Source organism: Lujinxingia vulgaris (assembly GCF_007997015.1).
GTDB classification, from domain to species: Bacteria; Myxococcota_A; Bradymonadia; order Bradymonadales; family Bradymonadaceae; genus Lujinxingia; species Lujinxingia vulgaris.
On record NZ_VOSM01000003.1, the window covers coordinates 506,085 to 528,007 of the forward strand.

The window sequence follows — 21,923 nt, forward strand, 5'->3', positions numbered from 1 at the left end:
TAAAACCAACAGATATGCTTGCTTGCGCGGGCCCAACAGTAGGGACCAAATTTGGGTGCGCCAGGGCGCGCAGAGCGTAACAGCAATGCCCCCGATTGGGAAGGCGCCCTAAGCTGTTGAGAACATTGACATCGCTGCGATTAACGCTGCGCGTCACTTTTAAAAACGCGGGCCTTTTAACGCTCCGCGTCACTCTCCTTATCGACGCGCGCCGGGTCGTCAGGCGCACACGGGATCTTGGCCAGCACGAACTTCAGGTTCTCGTCGTGCACAAGGCAGGCCTTGCCCTTCCAGCGGGCGGGAAGTTTGCGCTGAAACTCCCCGCGGTAACGCACGTTCTGCATGATGGCGTAGATCGGTCCTTCGGTCTGCTCTTTCTTATACTTCTCCCAGTCCTCATCGCTGCGGATGGGGATGACCAGGTTATGGGTGTGGTAGACCTCACCACGCCAGTTGAGACGAAACGCAACGACCGGCTCTTCGCAGTAAGTCTTGCGGGTATCGGCGCCGGGCGGCGGCTCCACCTCGGTGCAGAGCTCGTAGTAGCGGTCCCAGAGCTGCTTCTGGCTCATCGTCGAGCTGATGGTCGGCATGTAGATGTTCAGACAGAAGAAGGCCATCGAAAGCGCCCCGAGCGCCGTTACGCCCAGCGCCACTTTGCGCACGCGTTCGGTGCGGGCAAGACCCAACCCCAGCGCGCCGACCACACACACGGTCACAATGGGTTTGAGCCAGGTCTGGAAGTAGGGATCCCACTCCGCGTGATTCCACTCGCGATCGTAGCGGTAGGAGAAGAGGTTTTTGATCTGCTGCGGGTCGAGCACAAACTCCACCGCGATCACCGCCGCGATCACCGCCCCCACCCCGAAGAGCGCGCCCCCCAGGGGAAGGTCGCCGTCGAGCAGGTCGTCGATCGCCAGGGCCACGAGCATCGCCAGCGCCGGCACCACCGGGAAGATATAATGGTGGAACTTCGTGCTCGAGAGCGTAAAGAGCGTAAAGGCCACAAGCGCCCACATCAGCAGCATCAGGCTGGCGCGCCCCTCATCGCTGTTGAGGCGCACTTTATGGCCGCCGAAGAAGCGCGCGATGGCCGCCGGCACAAAGCCTACCCAGGGAAAGAGTCCGTAGCCCAGCCAGCGCAAGAAGTGCTCAAAAGACCCCGTGGTCAGCTGGTGCACGCCGCTTGTGAGGCGCTTGAAGTGGTCGTGCACAAAGAAGCGGTTCCAGAAGCCCGGGTGATGGCGAATCAACATCGCCGCATACCAGGGGAAGGCCACCGCGATGAACACCAGCACGCCGCGCCAGAACTCCACGCGCTTCATCAACGACCACTCCCGGGTGGTCAGGATATAGAGGAAGAGCACCGCGCCGGGCAGCATGAAGCCCAACAACCCCTTGGCCAGCGTGGCAAGCCCGATAAAGGCATAAAAGGTGAGCATGTAGATGCGGCCACGTCGCACCGTGGGTCGCTCCAGCGTCAGGTAGAGCACACCGAGCACACACGAGGCGTAGAGGGCAGCCTGCGTCGGCCCCCACACAAACCAGCCGAGCAGCGCGCGGGGGCGGTCCTCGGCGGTGATCAGCACGCCGAGCAGGGTCGCAAAGAGCGGCGCCCAGGTCAGCAGCACCCCGGCCAGCGCGATCTTCTTTCGTCGGGGGTGGTTCCAGACCAGCCCGGCGACGATGAGCAGCGCGCTGAGAATGAAGATCACGCCAAAGACGATCACCACCAGGTTGACCGAGTCGCCCAGCGCGTCCATCAGCGCGTTTTGCGATCCTCGCCAGCGCGAGAGCCCGATGAGCACGAGCGATATCTGCGGGATGGTCAGCGCGCCGATCCAGCCCAGGCCTAAGGCGTAGGTGAACTTGCTGGCCGGAAGGTCGCGATCTTTACCGAAGGCGCCCATCATAAAGAAGCACATGCCCACGGTCATCATGCCCACAAAAGGCATGTCCGTCTGGGCCTGACGCCCGAGCATAAACCAGAAGGGGGAGCTTGCCAGCACCAGCGCCATCAGCGCGCCGACGCGGCGCTTAAAGACCGTGGCGCCAAAGGCGTAGACCGAGATGATGCCCAGCGCGCCGGTCAGCGCCACGCCCAGGCGCACCGCGAAGGCGTTGACGCCAAAAAGCTCCATGCCAATGGCCATCATCCACATCAGGAGGATGGGCTTGGAGTAGAAATACGAGCCCTCGGTGCCGCCCTTGGAGTCGACCCAGTGGCTTCCCCACCAGGTGCTGATCCAGTCGTTGCGCTCGGTGATCTGGCGGCCGACCTCCCCGTAATGCGTCTCCCAGGGGTCCCAGAGCCCGAAGCTGCCGACGAAGGGCAACACCACGGCCAGGGCCAGAAGAAAGACCCAGCCGTGGGTTTTAAAGAAGTCGGTCGGGCGTTGTACAAAGCCGTCGAGCTCTCGCCACCACTGTCGGGCGGGGGTGGCGTCAGAAGAGCGCTCAGTCATCGGTGTGTCCGTCGCTAAAATGCGTTGCAAAATGCGCCCTAATTTTCGCCGGGCGAGAAGCCTGCGGAGTGTAGGGAAGCGCCCGAGGCGGTGTCAATCACGCCTGCCTGCCGGTGTGATGTCTGCGTCTTCCAGCTGCGCTCAACAATCGCGACAATCATGGACCTTTTCTTGCCCGGGAAGAGATGGTGCCCTCTAATGCATTCTGCGGAGGCAGGCATCGGCGCTGCCGCTCGCACGAAAGCATCTGTTTTTGACGTTGGAGAGAAGGAATGGTCGGTCGACATCTATTCGCCATCAGCGCCGCCGCGATGCTGGTGTTCGGGGCATCTTCGGCCTCGGCGCAGCTCTACTCCTACGAGACCCCGTCTGGCGAGGTGCTGATCACGAGCGAGCGTCACCCGGAGTATAAGCTGCTCGAAGTTCTCAGCGAGGGACCGTCGGCGCGGGCCCAGCGCGCCTCGTCCGCGTCGTCATCAAACACCTCTCCTCGCCAGGCACCCGAGGCCGACCCGCGGCTCTCCGGCGCCCGGGAGGCGGCCCGTCGCGGGCTGCCGGACTCCTTCAGCGCGCGCGAGGCCTACTTCGACGATCTCATTGAAGAAGCCGCCCTGGCCTACGACCTGCCCTTCGGATTTATCAAGGCGGTCATCCGGGTGGAGAGTGCCTTTCAGCCCCACGTGGTCAGCCACGCCGGCGCCATGGGGCTGATGCAACTGATGCCCCGCACCGCCGAATCACTCGGGGTGACCAACGCCTTCGACGCCCGACAGAACGTGTTTGGGGGCGCAAAGTTTTTGCGCATCTTGATCGAGCGCTACGATGGGGATATCAACCTGATCCTCGCCGCCTACAACGCGGGCGATGTGGCCGTGCGTCGTTACGACGGCATCCCCTACCCGCAGACCCGCGAATATGTCGCGTCGGTCTATTACTGGTATCAGCTCTACTCAGCCCAAGCGGAGACGCCGTGAGCGCCTCAACCATCCGGCAAGACATCGTCAACATCCCCAACGTGTTGACGCTGATGCGCATCGCGCTCATCCCGATCGTGGCGATGTTCATCTACTACGGCGACCCGCTCAGCTGCGTGATCGCGGTGGTGCTCTTCGGGGTCGCCTCGTTCACCGACTGGGTCGACGGGTACCTGGCGCGCAAGCTCAACCTGGTGAGCATGACCGGGAAGTTTCTCGACCCGCTGGCCGACAAGCTTCTGGTGATGACGGCGCTGGTGATGCTGATCCCGCTGGGGAGGTTGCCGGCCTGGATCGTGATCGTGATCGTGGCGCGCGAGATCTCCATCTCTTCTCTACGCAGCCTGGCTGCCGGCGAGGGGCTGATCATTGCGGCTGGCGAGGGCGGGAAGTTTAAGACGGCCTTTCAGATGCTGGGGCTGGTCTTTCTGATCCTGCACTTCACCTACGAGGTGAACTACGGGATGGGCGCGGTGATGCTGAACTTCCACGCCATCGGCTTCTGGCTGCTGGCGATCTCGGTCTTCTTCAGCCTCTGGAGCGCCTGGGAGTACTTCTGGGGCTTTCTGAAGGCCATCGGCGCGCGGGCAGACGATGCCGCCCCGTCCGCCCCCGAAGAACTCGCGCTCTAAGCTCACGCGTCACAGGCCCCATTGCGGCTCAGCGCGCGCCCTCCCCTCTCAGCTCATCGGGCCCGACCAGGGCCACGGGCACGCCGAGCGCCTCAACCCGGGACGCGATGCGCGCGCGATCATCGGCCTCGGCGATCGAGAATATCTCGCGGATGCGCTCATGGTGCGCCTCAAAGGGGATATCTTCGCGGCCAAATGCCGGCGTAAAGGGAGCCACCACACGCGCATCGACCCCGCGCCGGCGCGCCAGCCGCACGTAGCGCTCCAGCGCGTCGATCTCGTTAAGCCCGCAGAGGTCGCTGTAGATCACCAGCTGCAGCGGGCCGCGCCCCATCCTGAGCGCTTCTTCAAAGACAGCCTGCAGGCCGCTGACCTTGGTGCCGGCGCGCATCTCCGAGGGAGGCGGCAGCTCCAGGCCGCGCAGCCTGGCGAAGCGGCGCGCGTCGCTGACCTGACTGGCAATCACGCCGTGCGACTCGGCGTCGCTGGCCCAGCGGGCCAACTCCCAGGGGAGCTGGGCGCGGAGCCAGCGCCTTAGAAGACGCGTATCTACCGCGGCCTCAAGCCCCTGCTGACGCCGAAAGTCCAGGCGCTCCTGGATCAGAAGATAGTCGGCGATAAAACGCTCCACAGCCGCCTCATCCCAGGCGCTGCGCTCGGCGTCGACGATGGAGCGAAGTCCCACGAGATGGCGCAACATCCGCTGCAGGTGGGACGCGCCCGATCCCGAGTCCACTCGCCCGTAGATGGCGTGATCGAAGGTCAGGAGCGCCACCTCATCGCCGCGATCCAGGTACTCGCGCGCCTGCTCCACAACGTGATGAATCACCTCGTCGAGCTTGCGGCCCGGGGGCGTCCCCGAGTGCATCGAGGTGGAGATGTCCAGGGCCAGCACGCGCCGATGGGTGCGCTCGTCGTCAAACTCGCGGGAGATCAGGCGGCGCTGACGCACCGTCGCCTTCCAGGCGACGGTGCGCAGCGGATCGCCGGGCTGGTAGTCGCGAAGCTCCCGCAGGTCGGTGCCCGAGGCCGACGGGCGAGCGACCGCACGCCGCGGCCGAGCCGCGCTGGCCAGGCCCGCACGCACGCGGCGCTGCGCGCTGCGCGTGAGCTGCGGAAAGATCTCAACGACCTGCACACAGGGCAGATAATCGCGGGTCTCCACAAGCCCCAGTCGGCCGCGCAGCACAACCTCGAAGCCCTGGAGGCTGGCGCGTCCGACATGGCGTGCGTCCAGCTTTACCGGCACGCTGAGCTTGTGGCCGCGAGCAAGCCCCCCGAGCGTCGGGGTGGTCTCCACGCGTATGCCACCGCTGGTGACCGGCTCCAGCGCCAGCGCCCCCAGGCGGTCGCCGGAGGCGTTGGAGACGCTGATCTCAAGGGTGTGCCGCTGGCCGTAACGCATGCGCAGCGGCCCCTGGGCGCTCTCCACCCCGAGCACCACCTGGCGGCGCTGCAAGGCTCTGGACTGCGTCAGGATCAGCATCATCGCGCCGAGCAGCACCCACCAGGGGATCTGGCCCAGGAGCACGAGCACAGGCTCGCGCGCCAGCGCGCCGAAGATCGTAAAGAGCGCGCCGCTGGCAAAGAGCCACTTCCCCGAAGGTGTCAGATAGGGGCTCATCGGCTCATCCGTAGCGCACGGCTTTCAGCGCGCTCTCCACAAGGTCCTGGCCCCGGGTGCCATCGAGCTCGGCGTCGGGGTGAAGCACGATGCGATGCGCCAACACAGCCACCGCCATGGCCTGGATATCATCCGGGAGCACATACCCCCTGCCGCGAATCAACGCGCGCGCCTGGGAGGCCTTCAGTAGCGCCAGGGAGGCACGTGGCGACGCCCCCAGAAGGGCGCGGGTATCGGTGCGGGTCTGGCGCACGATCCCCAGGATGTAGCGCATCAACTCATGGCTGATATGGACCTGCTCGACCAGACCGATGATCGCCTCGGCCTGCTCGGCGCTGATCACCGCCTCGACCGGCGCCCTGCTCTGGCGATGGGTCTTGAGCACCTCCAGCTCCTGGTCGGCGCTGGGGTAGCCGATGGTCAGTTTTAGCAGAAAGCGGTCCAGCTGCGCCTCCGGCAACATATAGACCCCCTCCTGCTCAATGGGGTTCTGGGTGGCAAGCACCACAAAGGGTGAGGGCAGCATGTGGGTGACGCCCTCGATGGTGACCTGACGCTCCTGCATCGCCTCGAGCATTGCCGACTGGGTCTTGGCCGGCGCGCGGTTGATCTCATCGCCCAGGAGCACGTTGGTAAAGACCGGCCCGCGGCGCAGATCAAAGGCGTTCGTGCTCAGGTTGGGCACATACGTCCCGGTAATGTCTGAGGGGAGCAGATCCGGGGTGAACTGCACGCGTCGGAAGGTCGCGTCGATCGTGCGCGCGAAGGCCCGGCAAAGGGTGGTTTTGGCCACCCCGGGGACGCCCTCAAGCAAAATATGACCGCGGGCAAAGAGCGCGACGAGCAGCGCATCGACCACCTCCGGCGCGCCGATGAAGGTCGCACTGACCTGCTGGCGCATCGCCTCACAGATGGCGCGGACCTCCTTGAGTCGCTCCTCTGCGATGGAAGCCGCCGCCCCGTCCGGGGTCTGAACCCGCGGGAGGTTCGACCCCTCAGCGGAGGTCTCCGCCCGGGGGGCGCTGGTGGCGGGAGCTGCGGTGTTGGCGGGTGCGTCGCTCATAGTCGGCCTCTTTGCCCATCCAGCCTAAGATCTCATGGGCCTGTCGATGAAGTCGCGCCAGATCGCGGGCGCTGTAGTTGGCGTCATTCTCTAAAAAGACCCGATGGCGGGTCGGCGCGGCCGCAAGGTGGCTCAGAAGCTCCAGAACGTACGCTCGCCGGCGCTCGCGTTCGGGGGCGGCCAGACGCGTGCAGTGCTTCTGCTCAAAACGTCGCGCCAACTCGGCGATCGGTGGGCGCTGCTTGCTTGTTGAGGGCCAGAGCCCCAGGTCGTCTAAAAAGATCTCCTCAAAGACCTCTTTGAGGATCGCGACCGGAAGCGCGTAATTGATCCCGCGTCGGCCGCGGGAGAAACGCGCCACGTTCCAATCAAATTCTGTCTGCGGCGGCGCGAGCTCACTACGCTCGCGCTGCACAAACTCACTGAGCCGGCGCGATCGCTGCCAGGGGAGCACCGTCGCCAGGTAGGCCGCGCTTCCCAGCGCCAGCAAGAGCCCCAGAAAGTAGAGCAGCTCGGTCTTCGCCAGCTCATCGAGGACCTCGCGCACCCGCTCGTTAAACGCATCGACCTTCGAGACGAGATCGTCACCGGTGAGCGCGTTGGCGCCGGGGGCCTGATAACGGCCCTGCTGCTCAAACGCGCCATGCACCAACCAGACCCGGCAGCTCTCACCGGCGGGCTCGCAGAGGTAATCGATGGCGTTGGAAGCCAGGCGCGCGTTGTCGGCGATGGTCAACATACTGTTGATCAGCACGCTGGGGTCGGAGAGCACAATCGCCCGCCCCTCACCCAGGGTCATATCGTAGACCAGCCCCCCACCCTCATCAAAGCTCAGGACGGGGCCGCCCTCATTGAGCAAGACCGCCGGCACGTTGGAGACGACCTCGCTGACCCCTTCAAGCAGCGGGTGTCGCCCCCGGGCACTGTGGCGCGGCCAGTCGGACTGGCCATCAACAAAACGCCGATGCGGGAGCGCTCCGACCCTCGGTTCCACTCGCCGCAAGGAGAGTCGCTCCATCAGCGCCGCGCCCCCGCCGAAGTCGTCAGCGAGCAGCAGACGACCGCCATCGACTACGAATGAGGCAAAGGACTCCGGCGTGAGCGCATCCTGCGGGTAAACCACGACGATGACGTCGTCGGATGTCACCTCCTCCCAGTCGAGCGTCTCGGTGGCGCGCAGCTCGGCGCCCTGCGCGCTGGCCAGCGCCACAAAGCGGGAGAGCCCCTGCCAGTCGGTTGAGGTTGGCTCATAGTCCTGCGCCAGAGCCGTCGGCGTGCTCACGCTCAGGGCAAGCAGAAGCACGGCCAGCGCAGCCCCGTGACGATGCAGAACAGAAGCGCTCATGGGCCCTCCTTCTGCAGCGCGCCGGGCTCGGTGGCCACCAGTCGATCCAACTCCATGACGATCTCACGCACGCGATGCCAGAGCGCCACATCGTAGTCGTGACCGCTGAAGTTCGTCTCTTCGACCGCCGCCGTCAGAAGTCGCAAAAGCTCGGCGGGTCGATCTTCGGCGCGGAGCTGCGTCCAGCGCTCCAGCCGCGCATACCAGTCGAGGGCGGTATCGGTCGTCGACGCATCCTGGTGCGCGAGCGCCTGTGCGATCTGCGCCGGTGTGAGGCTCCCCCACAGGTCCTCGCCATGGGCGCGTTGAACAAGCCAGCGGTAGAGCTCGCGGATCTTCAGCGGCACCGGACTCATCTTCAAACGCAGGCGTCCGGAGCGCGCGCGCTCCAGCGTGGCGCGTGCCTCGACAAACCCCGGCGCGGTGGCGCGCAGTGTGAGACCGACGGCGCCGGAGACCGAGAGCGCATACGCGCCCTCGCCCAGCTCCCGGGCGTCTTCGATGGTCCCGTCGGCCCCTTCCACCCTCAGCGTGGCGCCCGCAATGGCCCGATCGCGCCACCGATCCCAGAGTTCCACCACAAGCGTCGAGGCGACCTCAGCGCTCTCATCCGGCGCTTCCCGAACCTCTTCGAACTCAAGCTCTTCGTGACCCCGCGCCACATCGCGGGCCATCGCATCTTCGGTCGCCCGTGCTCTGGAGCGCCTGGCCAGCACCCGGCCCCACCACGCCCGCACCACCACCAGGGCCCGCCGCGCCACACCACGCCCCACCCACAAAAGCGCAAGCACCACCGCCACCATCGCCGCCATACGCAGCGCCTTCTCCTGTGGCGCCTCCTTAACCTCCCAGCGCTCTCCGGACCACACAAGCGCCACACCGGCCGGTGGCTCAACCCGGGCTTCCACCGCGTAGACGCCCTGAGCCCCCGGTGGGCTCTCCACAAAAGTGCTCGCGCCGCCGCCGGCGTCGGTCCTCCCCTCCACCTTGACCGGCTCCTCGCCCTCCCGGCTCACCCGCCAGATGACGTCCAGATCGGGCACCCCGCCCCGCTCATCCTCGACCTGCAGGCGCACCTCCCAGCCGCGACGCATCCGCAGAAAGACCCGCTCAACCTGCCCGCTAACCTCGACCCGATCGCCGCGACGCACGTTCTGGGAGACCCGCACCGCCTCGCGGTAGGCGGTGCCCTCGATCACGAACTCAAAGGCGTTGTCGCCCTGCTCCACAAAAGGCTGCAGGTCGAGCGTGGTACGCCCATAGGTGTCGAGCTGAGCCGCGGCCACCGGTTCCCCGGCGCGGTACACCGAGACAAAAGTCGACACGCCCTGACCGGCGCTGCTGGCTTGAAAACGCGCGGGAACCTCCGCCTCCCCGTGCACAAACGAGGGCACCTGCACCTCCAGCGCAACCGGCTCCGCGACCAGACGCACGCTCGCCGAAGCCTGCGATGCCGGCAGATGCTCCGAGCCTGCGAAACTGGCCGTGACCACGTAGCTTCCGGGCACCTCGTCGCTCGACCAGCTAAATCGCCCCTGAAAGTCGGTGTACACACGCGCCTGATTGATCGTGGCGCGTTGCTCATTCTCGACCAGAAGATCCACTCGGCGCTGGGCCAACCCCCGGCCCAGATCATCGACGAGCAACCCGCGCACATTGAGGTTGGTGCCGGCGCCCACGGCCTCCAGCTCGAGCTCCGCGCTGCCCAGAACGCGCACCTCGTAGGCGGCCGCAGCCGGGAGAAAGTTCAGCCCACCCTCACCGAGAGCGATGAGGCAGAAGATGAGTGATGCCAGCGCCTTGAGCACGGTTCTCACTCACGATCCTCCGAACCATCGCTGATCCCGGCGAGCGCAAATTCGTCGCGCAGTGCTTCGGCACGTTGCGGCCAGGGGGCGCGGGCGCCCAGCGCCTCCAGGCGCTCGAGATGATCTTCGGCGCGCTCCCGATCCCCGTCGGCCAGCGCCAGTCGCGCAAGCCCCCAGTGCGGGGCCGGCAACGTGGGGTTCTTCTGCAGGGCCAGCGCGAAATGCTCCCGCGCCAGCGACGCTTCCTCGCGCGCCAGATGGTAACGACCCAGCTCGACGAGCACGTCGGCGCGATCGCCGACCTCCTGACGAGCGCGCGCGAGAAAAGGTGCGGCAGCCTCATCGCCCCGGCGTGCGCCGTGCAGGATCGCGAGCCACTTGTTCATCTCGGCCACCGCCGGCGCATACGTCGGCGAGCTGGAGTAATCGCGCAAGAGCTGCCGAAGATCGCGCCGTCCACGCGCCGGATCGCCCAGCTCGTAGGCACGGCCCAGCCCGGCCACAGCGGTCACGCTGCGACGATCGCGGAGCACCGCCAGCAAAAACGCCTCGCGGGCCATCTCGTAGCGTTCAAAATCCAGGTGAACTCTCCCAAGCTCAATGAGCAGCGAAGCGTCATTCTCATCGCCTCGCCAGGATTTGCGAAAGTATCCACGTGCGCGCGCCGTGGCATCATCGAGGCGGGCGATCAATCCCAGGTGCCAGTTGACCTCCGGGTGGTCAGGAGCGATGGCGTGCGCGCGCTCAAAATAATCGCTGGCCAGCTCCAGGTCGCGGCGCCAGAAGGCCGCCGCGCCCAGATCCACCAGATGCGAAACGCCACGCGGGTCGACTTGATTCCAGCGCTCCATGGTCGCCTCAAAGCTCTCCGGGAGCTCCCCCAGCCGGGAGTAGACCCGAAGACGTGTAGGCTCCAGGGCCAGCTGACCGTCCAGGGCAGCCGCGGCGTCGCGCCCCCGCTTCAACGCCAGATAGCCCAGCGCACGGCTGCGGCGATCATCCCAATGGGACGCTCCGGTGCGGTGTTCGACGACCTGATTAAAATCACCGGTGGCCAACGCAAGTGCAGCGCGGGCTCGACCTTGAAGTTCGGCGTCCTTAATCTGCCCGGCGACCAACCTCGCGGCGCGCTGACGCCCTCCCACCACATGCACGCGGGCAAGCTCCAGACGGGCGCGATCGGCCCACCCCTCAACCCCGAGCAACGCCTCCAGGGCGTGCACGGCGTGCTCAGTCGCTCCCATCTCCCGAAGCACCCGAGCGCGCGCAAGGAGCGCGCGGGCCTCAAGCTCACCGCGACGCTCGGGGGGCGAAATCAGATGGGCCGGACGCGCCGCCTCCCGGCGTGCGATCGCCGCGGCGCGCGTCTGCGCATCGGTATCCTCGGTATCGGTGAGCAGCGCGGCGCTCTCTTCGACGGCCACGGTTAAAGCCAGCGCAAGATCCGGTCTTCCCACCGCGACCAGCGCCTCCGGCCCGACAATCTGCACCTGTCGGTAGAACGCCGGCCGAAGTCCCGGATCGGCCAGGGCGCCTGCGAAGTAGTCGCGCGCCGCCTCCGGATCGTAATCTTCCGCGCTGGCAAGCCCCGCGACCACCTGGGCGACGGCCAACGCCGGCGCACGCCCCACCCCCGCCTCGACCAGCGACGCCTCCCACGCCCCACCCTGCTGCCTGGCCTCCACCGCCGTTGCCAGCGCCTCAAACGCCCTGCAAAAACGCTCGTCGATGCCCGGCGCCTCAACCTTCTCCCCGGCCGAAGCATCGCCACCCGAAGGCGCCTCCGCGACCTCCCCAAAAGGATCCACCCACCTCAGCGTCGTGTAGCAATGCTCGCCGGAGAGCTCGGCGCGATGATGCTCCCAGAGCTCGCGATCGTAGCGATGCGCCGCCAGCCGCATCATCGCGGTGCGCGCGGCCTCAAAGTCCTCATGCTGCCCGAGCACCCGCTGGTAAGCGCCCTGCGCGCAGCTCCACTGCCCGCGCGCCTCACAGAGCCTGCCGCGGGCATAAAGCGTCGCCAGGCGGCCCGGGTGCGTGCGCTCGGCGAGCACCGCGTACTCGGTGGCCTCCTCCCACTGCTCCGATGCGCTGGCCAGCAGGGAGCGCGCCGCCATCCCCCACTCGGTGAGCACCTCATCGCCCAGAAGATCGCGCAACGCCTCGCGCTCCACCGGATCCTCCATCGATTCCATCGCGCGCAGCGCGCGGGCAAATGCCTCGCGCTCCACAACTTCCGGGCTCTGACGGTCAGAGCGACGCGCCTGGGCCAGCACTTCATCAAGTGCCCCACCATCGAGGTGATTCAGGCGAACGAGCTCCGTATCGAGCGCGGTGATAAGCCGCGCGCGCCGGGCATGATCCCACCCTGCCCAGGCGCTCATCCCCGCAACCAGGATCACGATCAGCAGCACACCCACCAGCGCGGCGCGCCGCTTCTTCGGGCGGCGTGGGTGCCGACGCTCGATCTCATCGGTCGTCGGCAGCCCGACCTCGCGGCGCATCACCCGGGCACGTTGCACAGCCACCGGATCATCGCGCTTGGCGCCAACCTCCGGCGCTCCGACCGCCCCCGAGCTCTCCTCTGCAAGCGCGTCAGTTCCGCCCACCTCATCAGCCGCCGCTGACGCGCCAACCTCGACGCCTTCATCGTCATCGCCTGGGATGTCCGCGTCGCTCCGCTCCTGTAGCTCCTCGTCTGGCGCCTCATCGTCCGGAGTCTCCTCCTGCGGGGGCACCACCGCCACGCCCTGCTCACGCGCAAGCTGCACCAGCGCACGGGCCATCGAGACCTTCTCACGCGCGTGCAGCTCCGCCTCCAGAAGCCCCAGCAGCTCGCCGCGCGCCGGATTCCCCTCCAGCGCGCGCAGCACATCGGACTCCACCCCGGGATGTTCGATCTGGCGGGTGTAAACGTAGAGCAGAAGATCGAGCGCGTCGTCGCGCTCCGGGTTGCGGCGCAACCCCTCGACCAATTGCACAAGCCCTCGAACCGCGTCTCCACGGTCGAGGGCTTTTTTTGCTCGGTGCAGGAAATCCATGGCGCTGACGCGTCCGGGCCGCCCTCAACGGGCAAGAACCCTTCAGCGCGAGATCTTAACCTCGCCCGGGAGGAAGATCCCCAGGCCCACCGAGAGCATCACGGTGTTTGAGAGCTGCGGGTTGGCGTTGCCGCTGCTGATCTCGGCGCGATTGTAGAGGTAGTTACGAACCTGAACGTTGAGCGCGAGCATATCGCTCATGAAGAAACGAAGACCGCCGCCAAAGTAGCCACCCGGGCGGGTGCCGGCGATACCGTCATCGACGATCACGCCTTCCGAGCTGCCCTCGACGCCTTCATTGACAATGACCATGCCGCCGAAGAGGTGCAGGTCGTAATGCGAGAAGAGCGAGTTCATCACCGAGAACTTTCCGAAGATCGGCACGTAGGTAAAGCCCACGTCCGCGGCCCACCCCAGGTAGGAGTAACTCAGCGAATCAAGCCGAGCGAGCTCGCCATTGTCGGCAAGTGTGGCCTCAAGGTTCTCGCGCAGGTTGGTCGCCGGGTGCATCGCGCCGTACTGAAACGAGGCGCCCAGCCCGAAGACGTTATTCAAGTAGTAGGTCCCGCTGACTCCGGCCATCACGTTGCGCACGTAGGCATCGTTCATGCTGAACGTGGCCATCGGCTGCAATTCCAGGCGCGCGGAGCGGTGCAAGAGCTGGCGGCGCACGATCGGGCCGCTGTCAATCGCGGCGATCTCATCGCCCTCGGCAGCTTCAGCAGGAGCGTGCGGCAGGTAAAACGCGCACAGGGCAAGGGCGAAGACCAGGGGCCAGCGTCGATTCGACTTCATCATGAGCTTCTCAACCAGACAGGCGTCATTTCGCAACACACATACGCATCAGCGCTGCGCGGGCTCTTCGCTATCGGAGTATTCAAAGGCGGTGGGCACATACAGGCTCACCCCGGCGCCGACCGACACCGAGTGGGTCAGCGCGCCATCGGGCAGCCCGCGCAGCTGGGCGTTGTAGATGGTGTCGCGAACCTCCAGGTTCAGCGCCATCCAGTCGTTCAAAAACACCCGGGTGCTCAGCGCCGCGGTGCCCGCCAGGCCGCTCTGGCCCGAAGGACGCGCGATCGACGCGGAGTTCGCAAAGAGCACCCCGGCCGAGACCGACACATCGTAGAAGAAGAGCCCGCGGTTAAAGAGCGCGAACTTTCCGACCAGCGGAGCAAAGCCCAACTCGGCGCCGCCCGCCCAGTTCAGGTAGGCAGCATCGGTGCTCGCCCGCGCCTCCGTATCCACGTCGCGGAAGCTCTGGGTCGGACCGCCAAGCACTTCGCCAAAATCGTACCAGTCAAAGATCGCCCCGGCGTAGAAGCGCTCGCTGAAGTGGTAGTTGAGGTTCGCCCCGACGCGGAAGTTCCGGTAGATGGCGTCGTTGACGTTGACCCCGAATCGCGGCGTCAGATCCACACGTTGCTTCTGCAGCACCGGCCGGCGCTGGATGACGTGAATGGTGTCAGAGAACTCCTGCACGGTCTCCTGAGCGCTGACAGAGGCACTCAAGACGGTGGCGCTGCCCAGGGCAGCCAACGCGAGCAGATGGCGAGCGGCGAAACTTCGGTGCGGCATGGTCCTTCCAGAGGCTGGGGCTCGAGCGCATCGCGCCAGCGGCCCTCTACAGCTCGACCGGGGTGTGATCCCCGCGTGGGTTTACCTTCGATTCGCTGCGGCGAGGTATATCACAGGGATTTTTAGAGCGGCAAGAGCCCCTCTGCCCCGTGTGGGGGTTCGCCGGGCGCGCAACGCCGCTGTGGACGTTGCGCGCTGCGCCCGGCGTGCACTTGTAAAAAGACGCACACCGGGCCGCAGCCGGCGATCACATAAAGAGCGCCTCGACAAACTCGCCGGAGTTGAAGGCGCGCAGGTCTTCGACGCCCTCCCCGATGCCGATGTAGCGCACCGGCGCGTCGAGCTCATCGCAGATGCCCAGAATCACGCCGCCCTTGGCCGTGCCGTCGAGCTTGGTGAGCACCACACCGGTGATGTCGCAGGCTTCTTTAAACATCGAGGCCTGCTGAATGGCGTTCTGGCCGGTGTTGGCGTCGAGCACCAGGATCGTCTCATGCGGCGCGCCTTCGAGCGCCTTGCCGGTGACGCGCCCGATCTTGCCGAGCTCGTCGAGCAGGTTGACCTTGGTGTGCAGGCGCCCGGCGGTGTCGCAGATGATGACGTCGGCGCCCTCGGCGATGCCCTTTTCGATGCCGGCGTAAATCACCGACGCCGGGTCGGCGTTATCCTCACCGCGGTGGATGGGGATGTTGGTGCGTTTGGCCCACACATCGAGCTGCTCGACTGCCGCGGCGCGGAAGGTGTCGCCGGCGACCAGCATCACGCTCTTGCCCTCGCGCTTGAGCTTGCTGGCAATCTTGCCAATCGTGGTGGTCTTGCCCACGCCGTTGACGCCGATGACCAGCATCACAAAGGGTTTGTGCGCATCGAAGTCGATGGCCCCCTCATGCTTGCTGAGAATATCTTCGCAGTACGCGCGGATCTTGCCCCAGATTGCGGAAGGATCGCGCTTCTCATCGCCGGAGAGCTCATCTTCGACGGTGTCGATGATACGCTGGGCGATCTTCGCGCCGATATCAGCCGTAAAGAGGATCTCTTCGACTTCGTCGATGAGGTCGTCGGGGATGGTCTCGGCGCTGAAGAGTTTGCCCAGGCGGTCGACAAAGCCGGTGCGGGTCTTCTGCAGACCGTCGCGAAGCGACGCGGGCTCGGGTGCCGAGGGCTTATCAAGCTCAGTGGGTTGTACCGCCGGCGCCTCAACCTCGGTCGCCACATCGGACGCGGTCTCCTCAGCTTCAGCTTCGGGTTTTGGCGCGGGCTTCGCGGCGGGTTTGGGAAGTTTGGGCTTCGGCAGGGTGCCGGCGCCACTCTTCGCGCGCTCGGCCTGCGGCCGGGGCTTGGGCAGCGAGATGGAGCTCTCTTCGCCAAGCCCGGCGCCCTCTTCCGGCGCTTCGATCTCGGGCAACTTCGCTTTGGGGCGCGGAAGTCCGGTGGACGCTTTCTTCAACGCCTCTTCGGCCGGCGCTTCGTTCACCTCTTCGGAAGGCTCCTCCGCCGGCGCTTCGCTCACCTCTTCAGCAGGCTCCTCCGCCGGCGCTTCGCTCACCTCTTCGGAAGGCTCTTCGGCCGACGCTTTGGCCTCCGCATGATCACGCGCCGAGCGCTCGGTGGCCTCGGCCGCCGTCTCACGACGCGCGCCCTCGCCCTTGACCCGCGCGCGCTTCGCGCGCTTGATCTCGGCAAGGGTCATCCCCTCGTGGATCTCCACCGGAGCATCGACCTCATCGCGATCTTCGAGAAGATCGGCCGTCGGCGCCTGACTGCGGTCCCGAGGCTCGGCGCGGGGCCGATCGCCGGGTTTTTCGCCGCCTTTTCGCAAAAAGAGCAGCAGCGCCACCACCGCGATCAGCACCACGGCCACCAGCACAATCGGAAGCCAGCTGACCGGCTCCACCTCGGCGGCCTGCCCAATCAACGTCAAGGTTGTCGCGCTGCTCAAAAGCGTCTCACTCATCCGTCCATCCATGCTTAGAGTTGATCCTGGCCTGTCTGCCCGCCGCACAAGCTCGCAAAAGGTCGGTTCAGACGGCGCGTTTGATCGTACCGGCCCCTTTTGCCCCGCCGATGCGCCCTGCGTCAACCGGGCGCGCCCGGCGGATATGCCCTCAGGAAGCCATCTGCTCGTCGACCTCCGAGAGACGCACTGAGACGATCTTGGAGACCCCCGCGTCTTCCATGGTCACCCCGTAGAGCATCTGCGGGGCCTCCATCGTGCGGCGGTTGTGGGTGATCACGATCATCTGGCTGGTGGTGCTCAAATCGCGCACCATCTCCGCAAAGCGGCCGACGTTGGCCTCATCGAGCGGCGCGTCGACCTCATCAAGCACCGAGAAGGGCGTGGGCTTGAGCATGAAGATCGAGAAGATCAGGCTCACCGCCGTCAGCGCCTTCTCACCACCGGAGAGCAAGGTCACGTTCTGAAGTTTCTTACCCGGGGGCTGCACCTCAATGTCCACACCGGTCTCCAGCATATTCGCCGGATCGGTGAGCACGAGGCTGGCGCGACCTCCTCGGAAGAGGCGCGGAAAGACCTCCTGGAACTTCGCGTTGACCGCCTCAAAGGTCTCCTTGAATCGCTTGCGACTCTCGTTATCCATGCGCGCGATGACGTCGCGAAGATCTGCCACAGAGCGCTCCAGGTCGGCCTGCTGCTCGGCCTGGAAGCGGTGGCGCTCCTGCGTTTCCGCAAACTCCTCGATGGCCAGCGGGTTGACCGGCCCGAGCCGCTCGATGCGCTTACGCAAAAACTCCGCGCGCGACTTACGCTCCTCCGGTCCCAGCGCAATATCGCGCACCAGGGGCTGAGCCTCAGCCAGGGTGAGCTCGAAGCGTTCGGCGAGCTGCTCGTCGATGTGCTCCATGGCGAGCTCGGCCTCGCGGGTGGCGACCTCCAGGGCCTGGAGCGCCTCCTGAGCCTCATCGAGGGCCTTACGCAGCGCGCGCACCCTGAGCTCCTGCTCCTGCACGGCCTGCGCCACGACCTCAAGTGTTTCTTTAGCCTTTTTGACGTCGTCGCGGTGGATGCCGTGATCGCGCTCGACCTCCGCCAGCTCCTTTTTGAGCTCTTCCACGCGCATGGTGGCGTCGCGGGCGCGTTCGCCCTGCTCTTCGATCTCGCGGGCAAAGCGCGCGATCTGCCCCTCGGAGTGGCCGATGGCGCCGCGCAGACGAGCGGCGCTCTCTTCGAGGTGGCGGCGGCGTTCGCGCACCTGGGCCACGCGCACCTTCTCGTCGGTGAGCTCGGCGTTGCGCGCCTCGACCCGCGCGTTGACCTCATTGAGCTGCTGCATCAGCTCGCGCAACGCCTTCTCCATACCGGGAAGCGCCCCGGCGTGTTCTTGCTGGCGTCCGGCCAAAACCTCACGTTCTGCTTGAAGTCCCTGGTGGAGCTCTTCGTGCTCTTCGAGCTCCGCCTGCAACTTCTCCACACGCGCAGTGGCGCGCTGGCGCTCACGCTCCTCATTGTCGCGCTCCTGCATCAGCCCGCGCGCGCGGTGCACGGCCTCCTGCAGGGCTTCGCGCACCGACTCGACCTCATCTTCAGCGATGACGAGGTCTTCTTGAGCGACCTCAAGTGATTCTTGAGCTTCCTCATCGGCGACGATCAGCTCGGCCAGTGAAGATTTGCCGGCTTCAAGATCGCGAGCCTGCTTGAGCAGCGTCTCGGTCTGCTCGCCAACCCCCCCGCCGACGACCCGGCCGTCGGCAAAGAGAATGTCGCCCCGGGGGGTTGCCCAGGCGCGCGTGTTGCCCGCGTCCGTGTTTTGAGGGGCAAGGGCGAGCTCATCGACAATCTCCAGCCCTTCGAGCCAGCCGGAGAGCGCCTGGCGCGGATCGGCGTCGGGCGTGGGGAGCACAAAACAGCCCACTCGCCCCACATCGGCGCTGGCGAGCATCGCCAGGGCGTCGAAGGCCGCCTGGCGCGTCTTCACGACGATGTCGCCCAGGCGATCCCCCAGATACGCCGCGTAGGCGGCTTCTTTGCCCTCGGGAACGGCCAGAAAGTCGCCGGCCGGGCCAAGCACATCGTCGCGACCCTCCTCTTTGGCCCAGGTGAGCACGCGGCGCACGCCCTCCTGATAGCCCTCGCCGCGCTCGCGCATCTCCTCGAGACTTTCGACGCGGGCGCGGGTGACCGCCAGCTGGCTTGCGACCTCGCGGGCCTCATCTTCGGCTTCTTTGAGCGCTTCGCGGGCCTCGGCGTGGCGAGCCTGGGCGTCGCCGCTCTTGCGTTTGAGCTGCTCGACCTCCTCGGCCACCCGGGCGTGGTCCATGGTCAGACGGCTGAGCGCGCGCGTCAGATCCTCAACGTCCTCGCGCGCCGCGCCCAGCCCCTGGCGGGTGGTCTGCGCGCGCGCGTCCATCTCACTGAGCTGCTGCCCGACCCATTGCAGACGGTCGCTGACGCGATTCGCATCGCTTTGCGCCTCGTTGAGATCTTTGAGCGCCTGGTCTCGCTGCGACGAAAGCCCGTCGCGATCCTCCCGAAGTCGCTCCAGCTCCTCCTGCACCCGCAGCACCGCCTCGTCGTCGTCCTCGGGCTGCATCACAAAGGCTTCAAGCTCTTCTTCAACGCGCAGCAGCTCAACTTTGAGGTGCTCGCGCCGCTCTTCCTGGCTGCGCTTCTCATCGGCCAGGGTCAGCGCGCGCTCTTCGGCCTGGGAGATGGCGTCGGTGGCGTGCTCCAGCTGCGAGCGCGTCAGGTTGAGGCGAGTGTCGAGCTTGTAGAAAGACTCGGTCAGATCGGCGTGGCGCCGCTCAGCCTGGTGCGCGTCGACGCGGGCCACGCGCAGCTGCTCTTCGCCGGCCTCAAAGTCGACTTTGGACTGATGTTGGGTGCGCTTCGCCTCGCCGAGCTGGCGCCGGGAGTCTGTAGCTCGGGCCATGGCGTCGCGGCGCTTGTCGAGCAGAAGCGCGATCTCCAGCGCGCGCAGCTCCTCGCTAAAGCGCTGATGCTCCTCGGCCTTTTTGGCCTGGCGCTCCAGCGTGCCGAGCTGCTTGGTGATCTCGTCGAGCACATCGCGGGTACGCTGCAGGTTGAGCTCGGTGCGCTCAAGTTTGCGCTCGGCCCGGTCGCGCTGGCCTTTGTATCGGGTGATGCCGCTGGCCTCCTCAATGATCAGGCGGCGCTGCTGCGGCTTGGCGTTGACGATAAAGCCAATCTGCCCCTGCTCGATGATCGAGTAGCCCTGCTTGCCCAGGCCGGTGCCTGCCAGCAGGTTCTGAATGTCCATCAGCCGGCAGGGGATCTTGTTGATCAGGTACTCGCTCTCACCGCTGCGGTGCAGCCGGCGCGTGATGGCGATCTCGGCCACATGACGAAGTTCGCGCGGCAGGCCGTCGCCGGTGATCCAGCCGGGCGCGGCGCTCTTATCTTTCGCGTCTTCATCCGCTTCTTCAACATCGACGGCCAGCGCGCCCTGCAGGGGGGCGTCGTCCTCCGGGGCCTCTTGCACCTCCTCCGGCGATTCAGCGTCTTCTACCGCAGCCTCGCTGAGATCGGCGCCACTGGCGTCGACCTGCTCCTCGTCGGCAGCCTCTTGCACCCGGGCGGTGTTCTCAAACACCAGGGTGACCTCGGCCAGCCCCCCGGGCCGGTGCTTCTCGGTGCCGGCAAAGATCACATCCTGCATCGAGTCGCCGCGCAGGCTCTTGGGCGACATATCGCCCATCGCCCACTTGATGGCGTCGACGACGTTGCTCTTGCCGCAGCCGTTGGGCCCGACGATGCAGGTCATTCCGTCGCTGATATCGACGGTGACGCGATCGCGAAACGACTTAAACCCCACAATCTCAATTCGACGTAGCTTCATGCCGGCGGCTCAACCCCAGGGTAGGTGCGCGCTCCGCGCGCTTCCATTAAGCGCGCCAGAGGGGGCGCACGTTAACCCCAAGTCGGCGTCCGGTTCAACCGCCGCAACACGCCGGAACGTAACGCCAGATTCACACGCAAAATCAGACACTTACGCGCGACGCACAAATCGGAGCGGCACCTCCCCCTTCGGTCGAAGGGTCACCGAGGGGTCAAGCTCCACCGCCGACTCCGAAAGATCTTCGACGCGATACTCGCCAAGGATCGTCGCGAGCACGAGAACAAGCTCCATCATCGCAAAATGATTGCCGATACAGACCCGCGGCCCGCCGCCGAAGGGGAAGTACGCAAAGCGCGGCAGGCGCTTCTCCAGCCCGTCGAGCCAGCGCGAGGGCGCAAAACGCAGAGGATCTTCAAAAAACCGCTCGTTTCGATGCACCACAAAGGTGGGAATGATGACCTGGTCGCCCTTCTCGACGCGCCAGGGCCCGACCTCGACGTCGACGAGCGCCTCGCGCCCCACGATCCAGGCCGGCGGGTAGAGACGCAGCGCCTCCTGAGCGACGGCTTTAAGGTAGGGCAGATCGTTGGCAGCGTTGGCGCCGAGATCGCCGCCCCGAAGATCGAGCTCATCGTGAACGCGTTGTTGCGCGCCCGGGTGGTTGGCCAGGAGGTAGAGCGCGTACGTGATCGCCAGCGCGGTGGTCTCGTGGCCTGCCAGAAAGATCGTGAGCGCCTCGTCGCGAAGCTGGCGATCGCTCATGGCGTGGCCCTCATCGTCGCGCGCCTGAATCAAGCGCAACAAGAGATCATCGCCCGGACTCTGGTCGCGCTGACGCTCGCGGATCAACTCTCCGATGACGTCATCCAGCGTCTCCACCGCCCGGTTGTGCACCGGCTGCAGCGGCGGATCGACATAATCTTTGATGAAACGCCACATCGTATGAACGCGCTCATGAAACGCGTCCATGCCGTCTTCAATCGCCCGGCCGATGCGGTCGATCTCGTGGGCCATCTCCAGGTTGAAGAGGGTCTTGACCACAATACGCAGCGTCAACTCCATGCTGTCGTGATGAAACGCGCGGTCGCTTTGTTCGCCCCACTCTGCCGTCATGGCGCGGGTGAAACGCACCATCGCCTCGGCATAGGCCTGAATATGGCGCCGCTGCAGCGTGGGCGCAGCGAGTTTGCGTTGCCGGCGCCATAGCTCGCCCTCGCTGGTGAGCAAACCCTGGCCGACCAGATCGTCGAGCTCGTGGGTGATCTTATCTTTCACAAACTCGCCGGCCTTGCGCAGCATCACCTCCTCGATGAGCTGCGGGTCGCCGAACTGCCACATCGTGCTGCCGGCGAATCGAAAACGCGAGACGTCGCCAAAGCGCGCCTGCAAGCCTTCGATCATCGGGATCGGCCCGCGGGCGAAGTCCCGCAAGGTCATGGCCATCGTCAGCCCGCTGGGGCCGGGAACCTCAGGGCCGGGGCTATCGGGAGGAGAGGACATGGCAACATCCTGTCTGCAGCGCGAGCATCACAGGCCCACGGAAAGGTGATCAAAACGTGGGTCAAGATTCGCACAGCACT

13 protein-coding genes are annotated in these 21,923 nt (G+C 65.8%); 2 read left to right on the plus strand and 11 right to left on the minus strand.

Annotation, left to right across the window (positions count from 1 at the left end; translation table 11 throughout):
- Positions 1 to 176: 176 nt before the first annotated feature.
- Positions 177 to 2,465 (minus strand): ArnT family glycosyltransferase, encoded by a 2,289-nt coding sequence (locus FRC98_RS09015; RefSeq protein ID WP_146980964.1) that lies wholly within the window; start codon positions 2,463 to 2,465, stop codon positions 177 to 179.
- Positions 2,466 to 2,737: 272 nt separating this feature from the next.
- Here FRC98_RS09015 and FRC98_RS09020 point away from each other — a divergent pair, with 272 nt between their 5' ends.
- Positions 2,738 to 3,439: a lytic transglycosylase domain-containing protein gene (locus FRC98_RS09020; protein WP_146980965.1), complete on the plus strand. Its 702-nt coding sequence runs from the start codon at positions 2,738 to 2,740 to the stop codon at positions 3,437 to 3,439.
- Complete coding sequence (gene pgsA, locus FRC98_RS09025) at positions 3,436 to 4,071, plus strand: CDP-diacylglycerol--glycerol-3-phosphate 3-phosphatidyltransferase (RefSeq protein ID WP_146980966.1); 636 nt, start codon at positions 3,436 to 3,438, stop codon at positions 4,069 to 4,071. Before FRC98_RS09020 ends, pgsA begins: the two co-directional genes overlap by 4 nt.
- A 28-nt stretch (positions 4,072 to 4,099) precedes the next feature.
- On the opposite strand, the gene FRC98_RS09030 is transcribed toward pgsA, so the two are convergent.
- The 10 genes from FRC98_RS09030 to FRC98_RS09075 all read right to left on the minus strand — a co-directional run bounded on the left by FRC98_RS09030 (position 4,100) and on the right by FRC98_RS09075 (position 21,843).
- Positions 4,100 to 5,695 carry a DUF58 domain-containing protein gene (locus tag FRC98_RS09030; RefSeq protein WP_146980967.1) on the minus strand — a complete coding sequence of 532 codons (1,596 nt, stop codon included), beginning with the start codon at positions 5,693 to 5,695 and terminating at the stop codon, positions 4,100 to 4,102.
- Positions 5,696 to 5,699: 4 nt separating this feature from the next.
- Complete coding sequence (locus FRC98_RS09035; protein WP_146980968.1) at positions 5,700 to 6,758, minus strand: AAA family ATPase; 1,059 nt, start codon at positions 6,756 to 6,758, stop codon at positions 5,700 to 5,702.
- The gene (locus FRC98_RS09040; RefSeq protein ID WP_146980969.1) at positions 6,691 to 8,103 is read right to left on the minus strand and encodes a DUF4350 domain-containing protein; all 1,413 of its coding nucleotides are present in this window, start codon (positions 8,101 to 8,103) and stop codon (positions 6,691 to 6,693) included. Before FRC98_RS09040 ends, FRC98_RS09035 begins: the two co-directional genes overlap by 68 nt.
- On the minus strand, positions 8,100 to 9,920 hold the full coding sequence (locus tag FRC98_RS09045; protein WP_146980970.1) for a hypothetical protein: 1,821 nt from the start codon (positions 9,918 to 9,920) through the stop codon (positions 8,100 to 8,102). The genes FRC98_RS09040 and FRC98_RS09045 overlap by 4 nt, the downstream gene beginning before the upstream one ends.
- Positions 9,917 to 12,892, minus strand: a complete 2,976-nt coding sequence (locus tag FRC98_RS09050; RefSeq protein ID WP_146980971.1) for a tetratricopeptide repeat protein — start codon at positions 12,890 to 12,892, stop codon at positions 9,917 to 9,919. The genes FRC98_RS09045 and FRC98_RS09050 overlap by 4 nt, the downstream gene beginning before the upstream one ends.
- Positions 12,893 to 12,994: 102 nt before the next feature.
- Entirely contained in the window at positions 12,995 to 13,750 is a 756-nt protein-coding gene (locus tag FRC98_RS09055; RefSeq protein WP_146980972.1) for an outer membrane beta-barrel domain-containing protein, read from the minus strand.
- 45 nt (positions 13,751 to 13,795) lie between these two features.
- Positions 13,796 to 14,530: an outer membrane beta-barrel domain-containing protein gene (locus FRC98_RS09060; protein ID WP_146980973.1), complete on the minus strand. Its 735-nt coding sequence runs from the start codon at positions 14,528 to 14,530 to the stop codon at positions 13,796 to 13,798.
- Between the two features lie 247 nt (positions 14,531 to 14,777).
- A complete protein-coding gene (gene ftsY, locus FRC98_RS09065) occupies positions 14,778 to 16,484 on the minus strand; it encodes a signal recognition particle-docking protein FtsY (protein ID WP_146980974.1) in 1,707 nt (568 codons plus the stop codon).
- Between the two features lie 151 nt (positions 16,485 to 16,635).
- The gene (smc, locus tag FRC98_RS09070) at positions 16,636 to 20,343 is read right to left on the minus strand and encodes a chromosome segregation protein SMC (RefSeq protein ID WP_146980975.1); all 3,708 of its coding nucleotides are present in this window, start codon (positions 20,341 to 20,343) and stop codon (positions 16,636 to 16,638) included.
- Between the two features lie 150 nt (positions 20,344 to 20,493).
- Positions 20,494 to 21,843, minus strand: coding sequence for a cytochrome P450 (locus FRC98_RS09075; protein WP_146980976.1), 1,350 nt, complete (start codon positions 21,841 to 21,843; stop codon positions 20,494 to 20,496).
- Between the last annotated feature and the right edge of the window lie 80 nt (positions 21,844 to 21,923).

Coding starts and splice junctions, on each gene's coding strand:
- FRC98_RS09035 (WP_146980968.1), bottom strand. CDS start 6,758: ATGAGCGACGCACCCGCCAACACCGCAGCTCCCGCCACCAGCGCCCCC.
- FRC98_RS09020 (WP_146980965.1), top strand. CDS start 2,738: ATGGTCGGTCGACATCTATTCGCCATCAGCGCCGCCGCGATGCTGGTG.
- FRC98_RS09075 (WP_146980976.1), bottom strand. CDS start 21,843: ATGTCCTCTCCTCCCGATAGCCCCGGCCCTGAGGTTCCCGGCCCCAGC.
- FRC98_RS09030 (WP_146980967.1), bottom strand. CDS start 5,695: ATGAGCCCCTATCTGACACCTTCGGGGAAGTGGCTCTTTGCCAGCGGC.
- FRC98_RS09060 (WP_146980973.1), bottom strand. CDS start 14,530: ATGCCGCACCGAAGTTTCGCCGCTCGCCATCTGCTCGCGTTGGCTGCC.
- FRC98_RS09040 (WP_146980969.1), bottom strand. CDS start 8,103: ATGAGCGCTTCTGTTCTGCATCGTCACGGGGCTGCGCTGGCCGTGCTT.
- smc (WP_146980975.1), bottom strand. CDS start 20,343: ATGAAGCTACGTCGAATTGAGATTGTGGGGTTTAAGTCGTTTCGCGAT.
- ftsY (WP_146980974.1), bottom strand. CDS start 16,484: ATGAGTGAGACGCTTTTGAGCAGCGCGACAACCTTGACGTTGATTGGG.
- FRC98_RS09015 (WP_146980964.1), bottom strand. CDS start 2,465: ATGACTGAGCGCTCTTCTGACGCCACCCCCGCCCGACAGTGGTGGCGA.
- FRC98_RS09055 (WP_146980972.1), bottom strand. CDS start 13,750: ATGATGAAGTCGAATCGACGCTGGCCCCTGGTCTTCGCCCTTGCCCTG.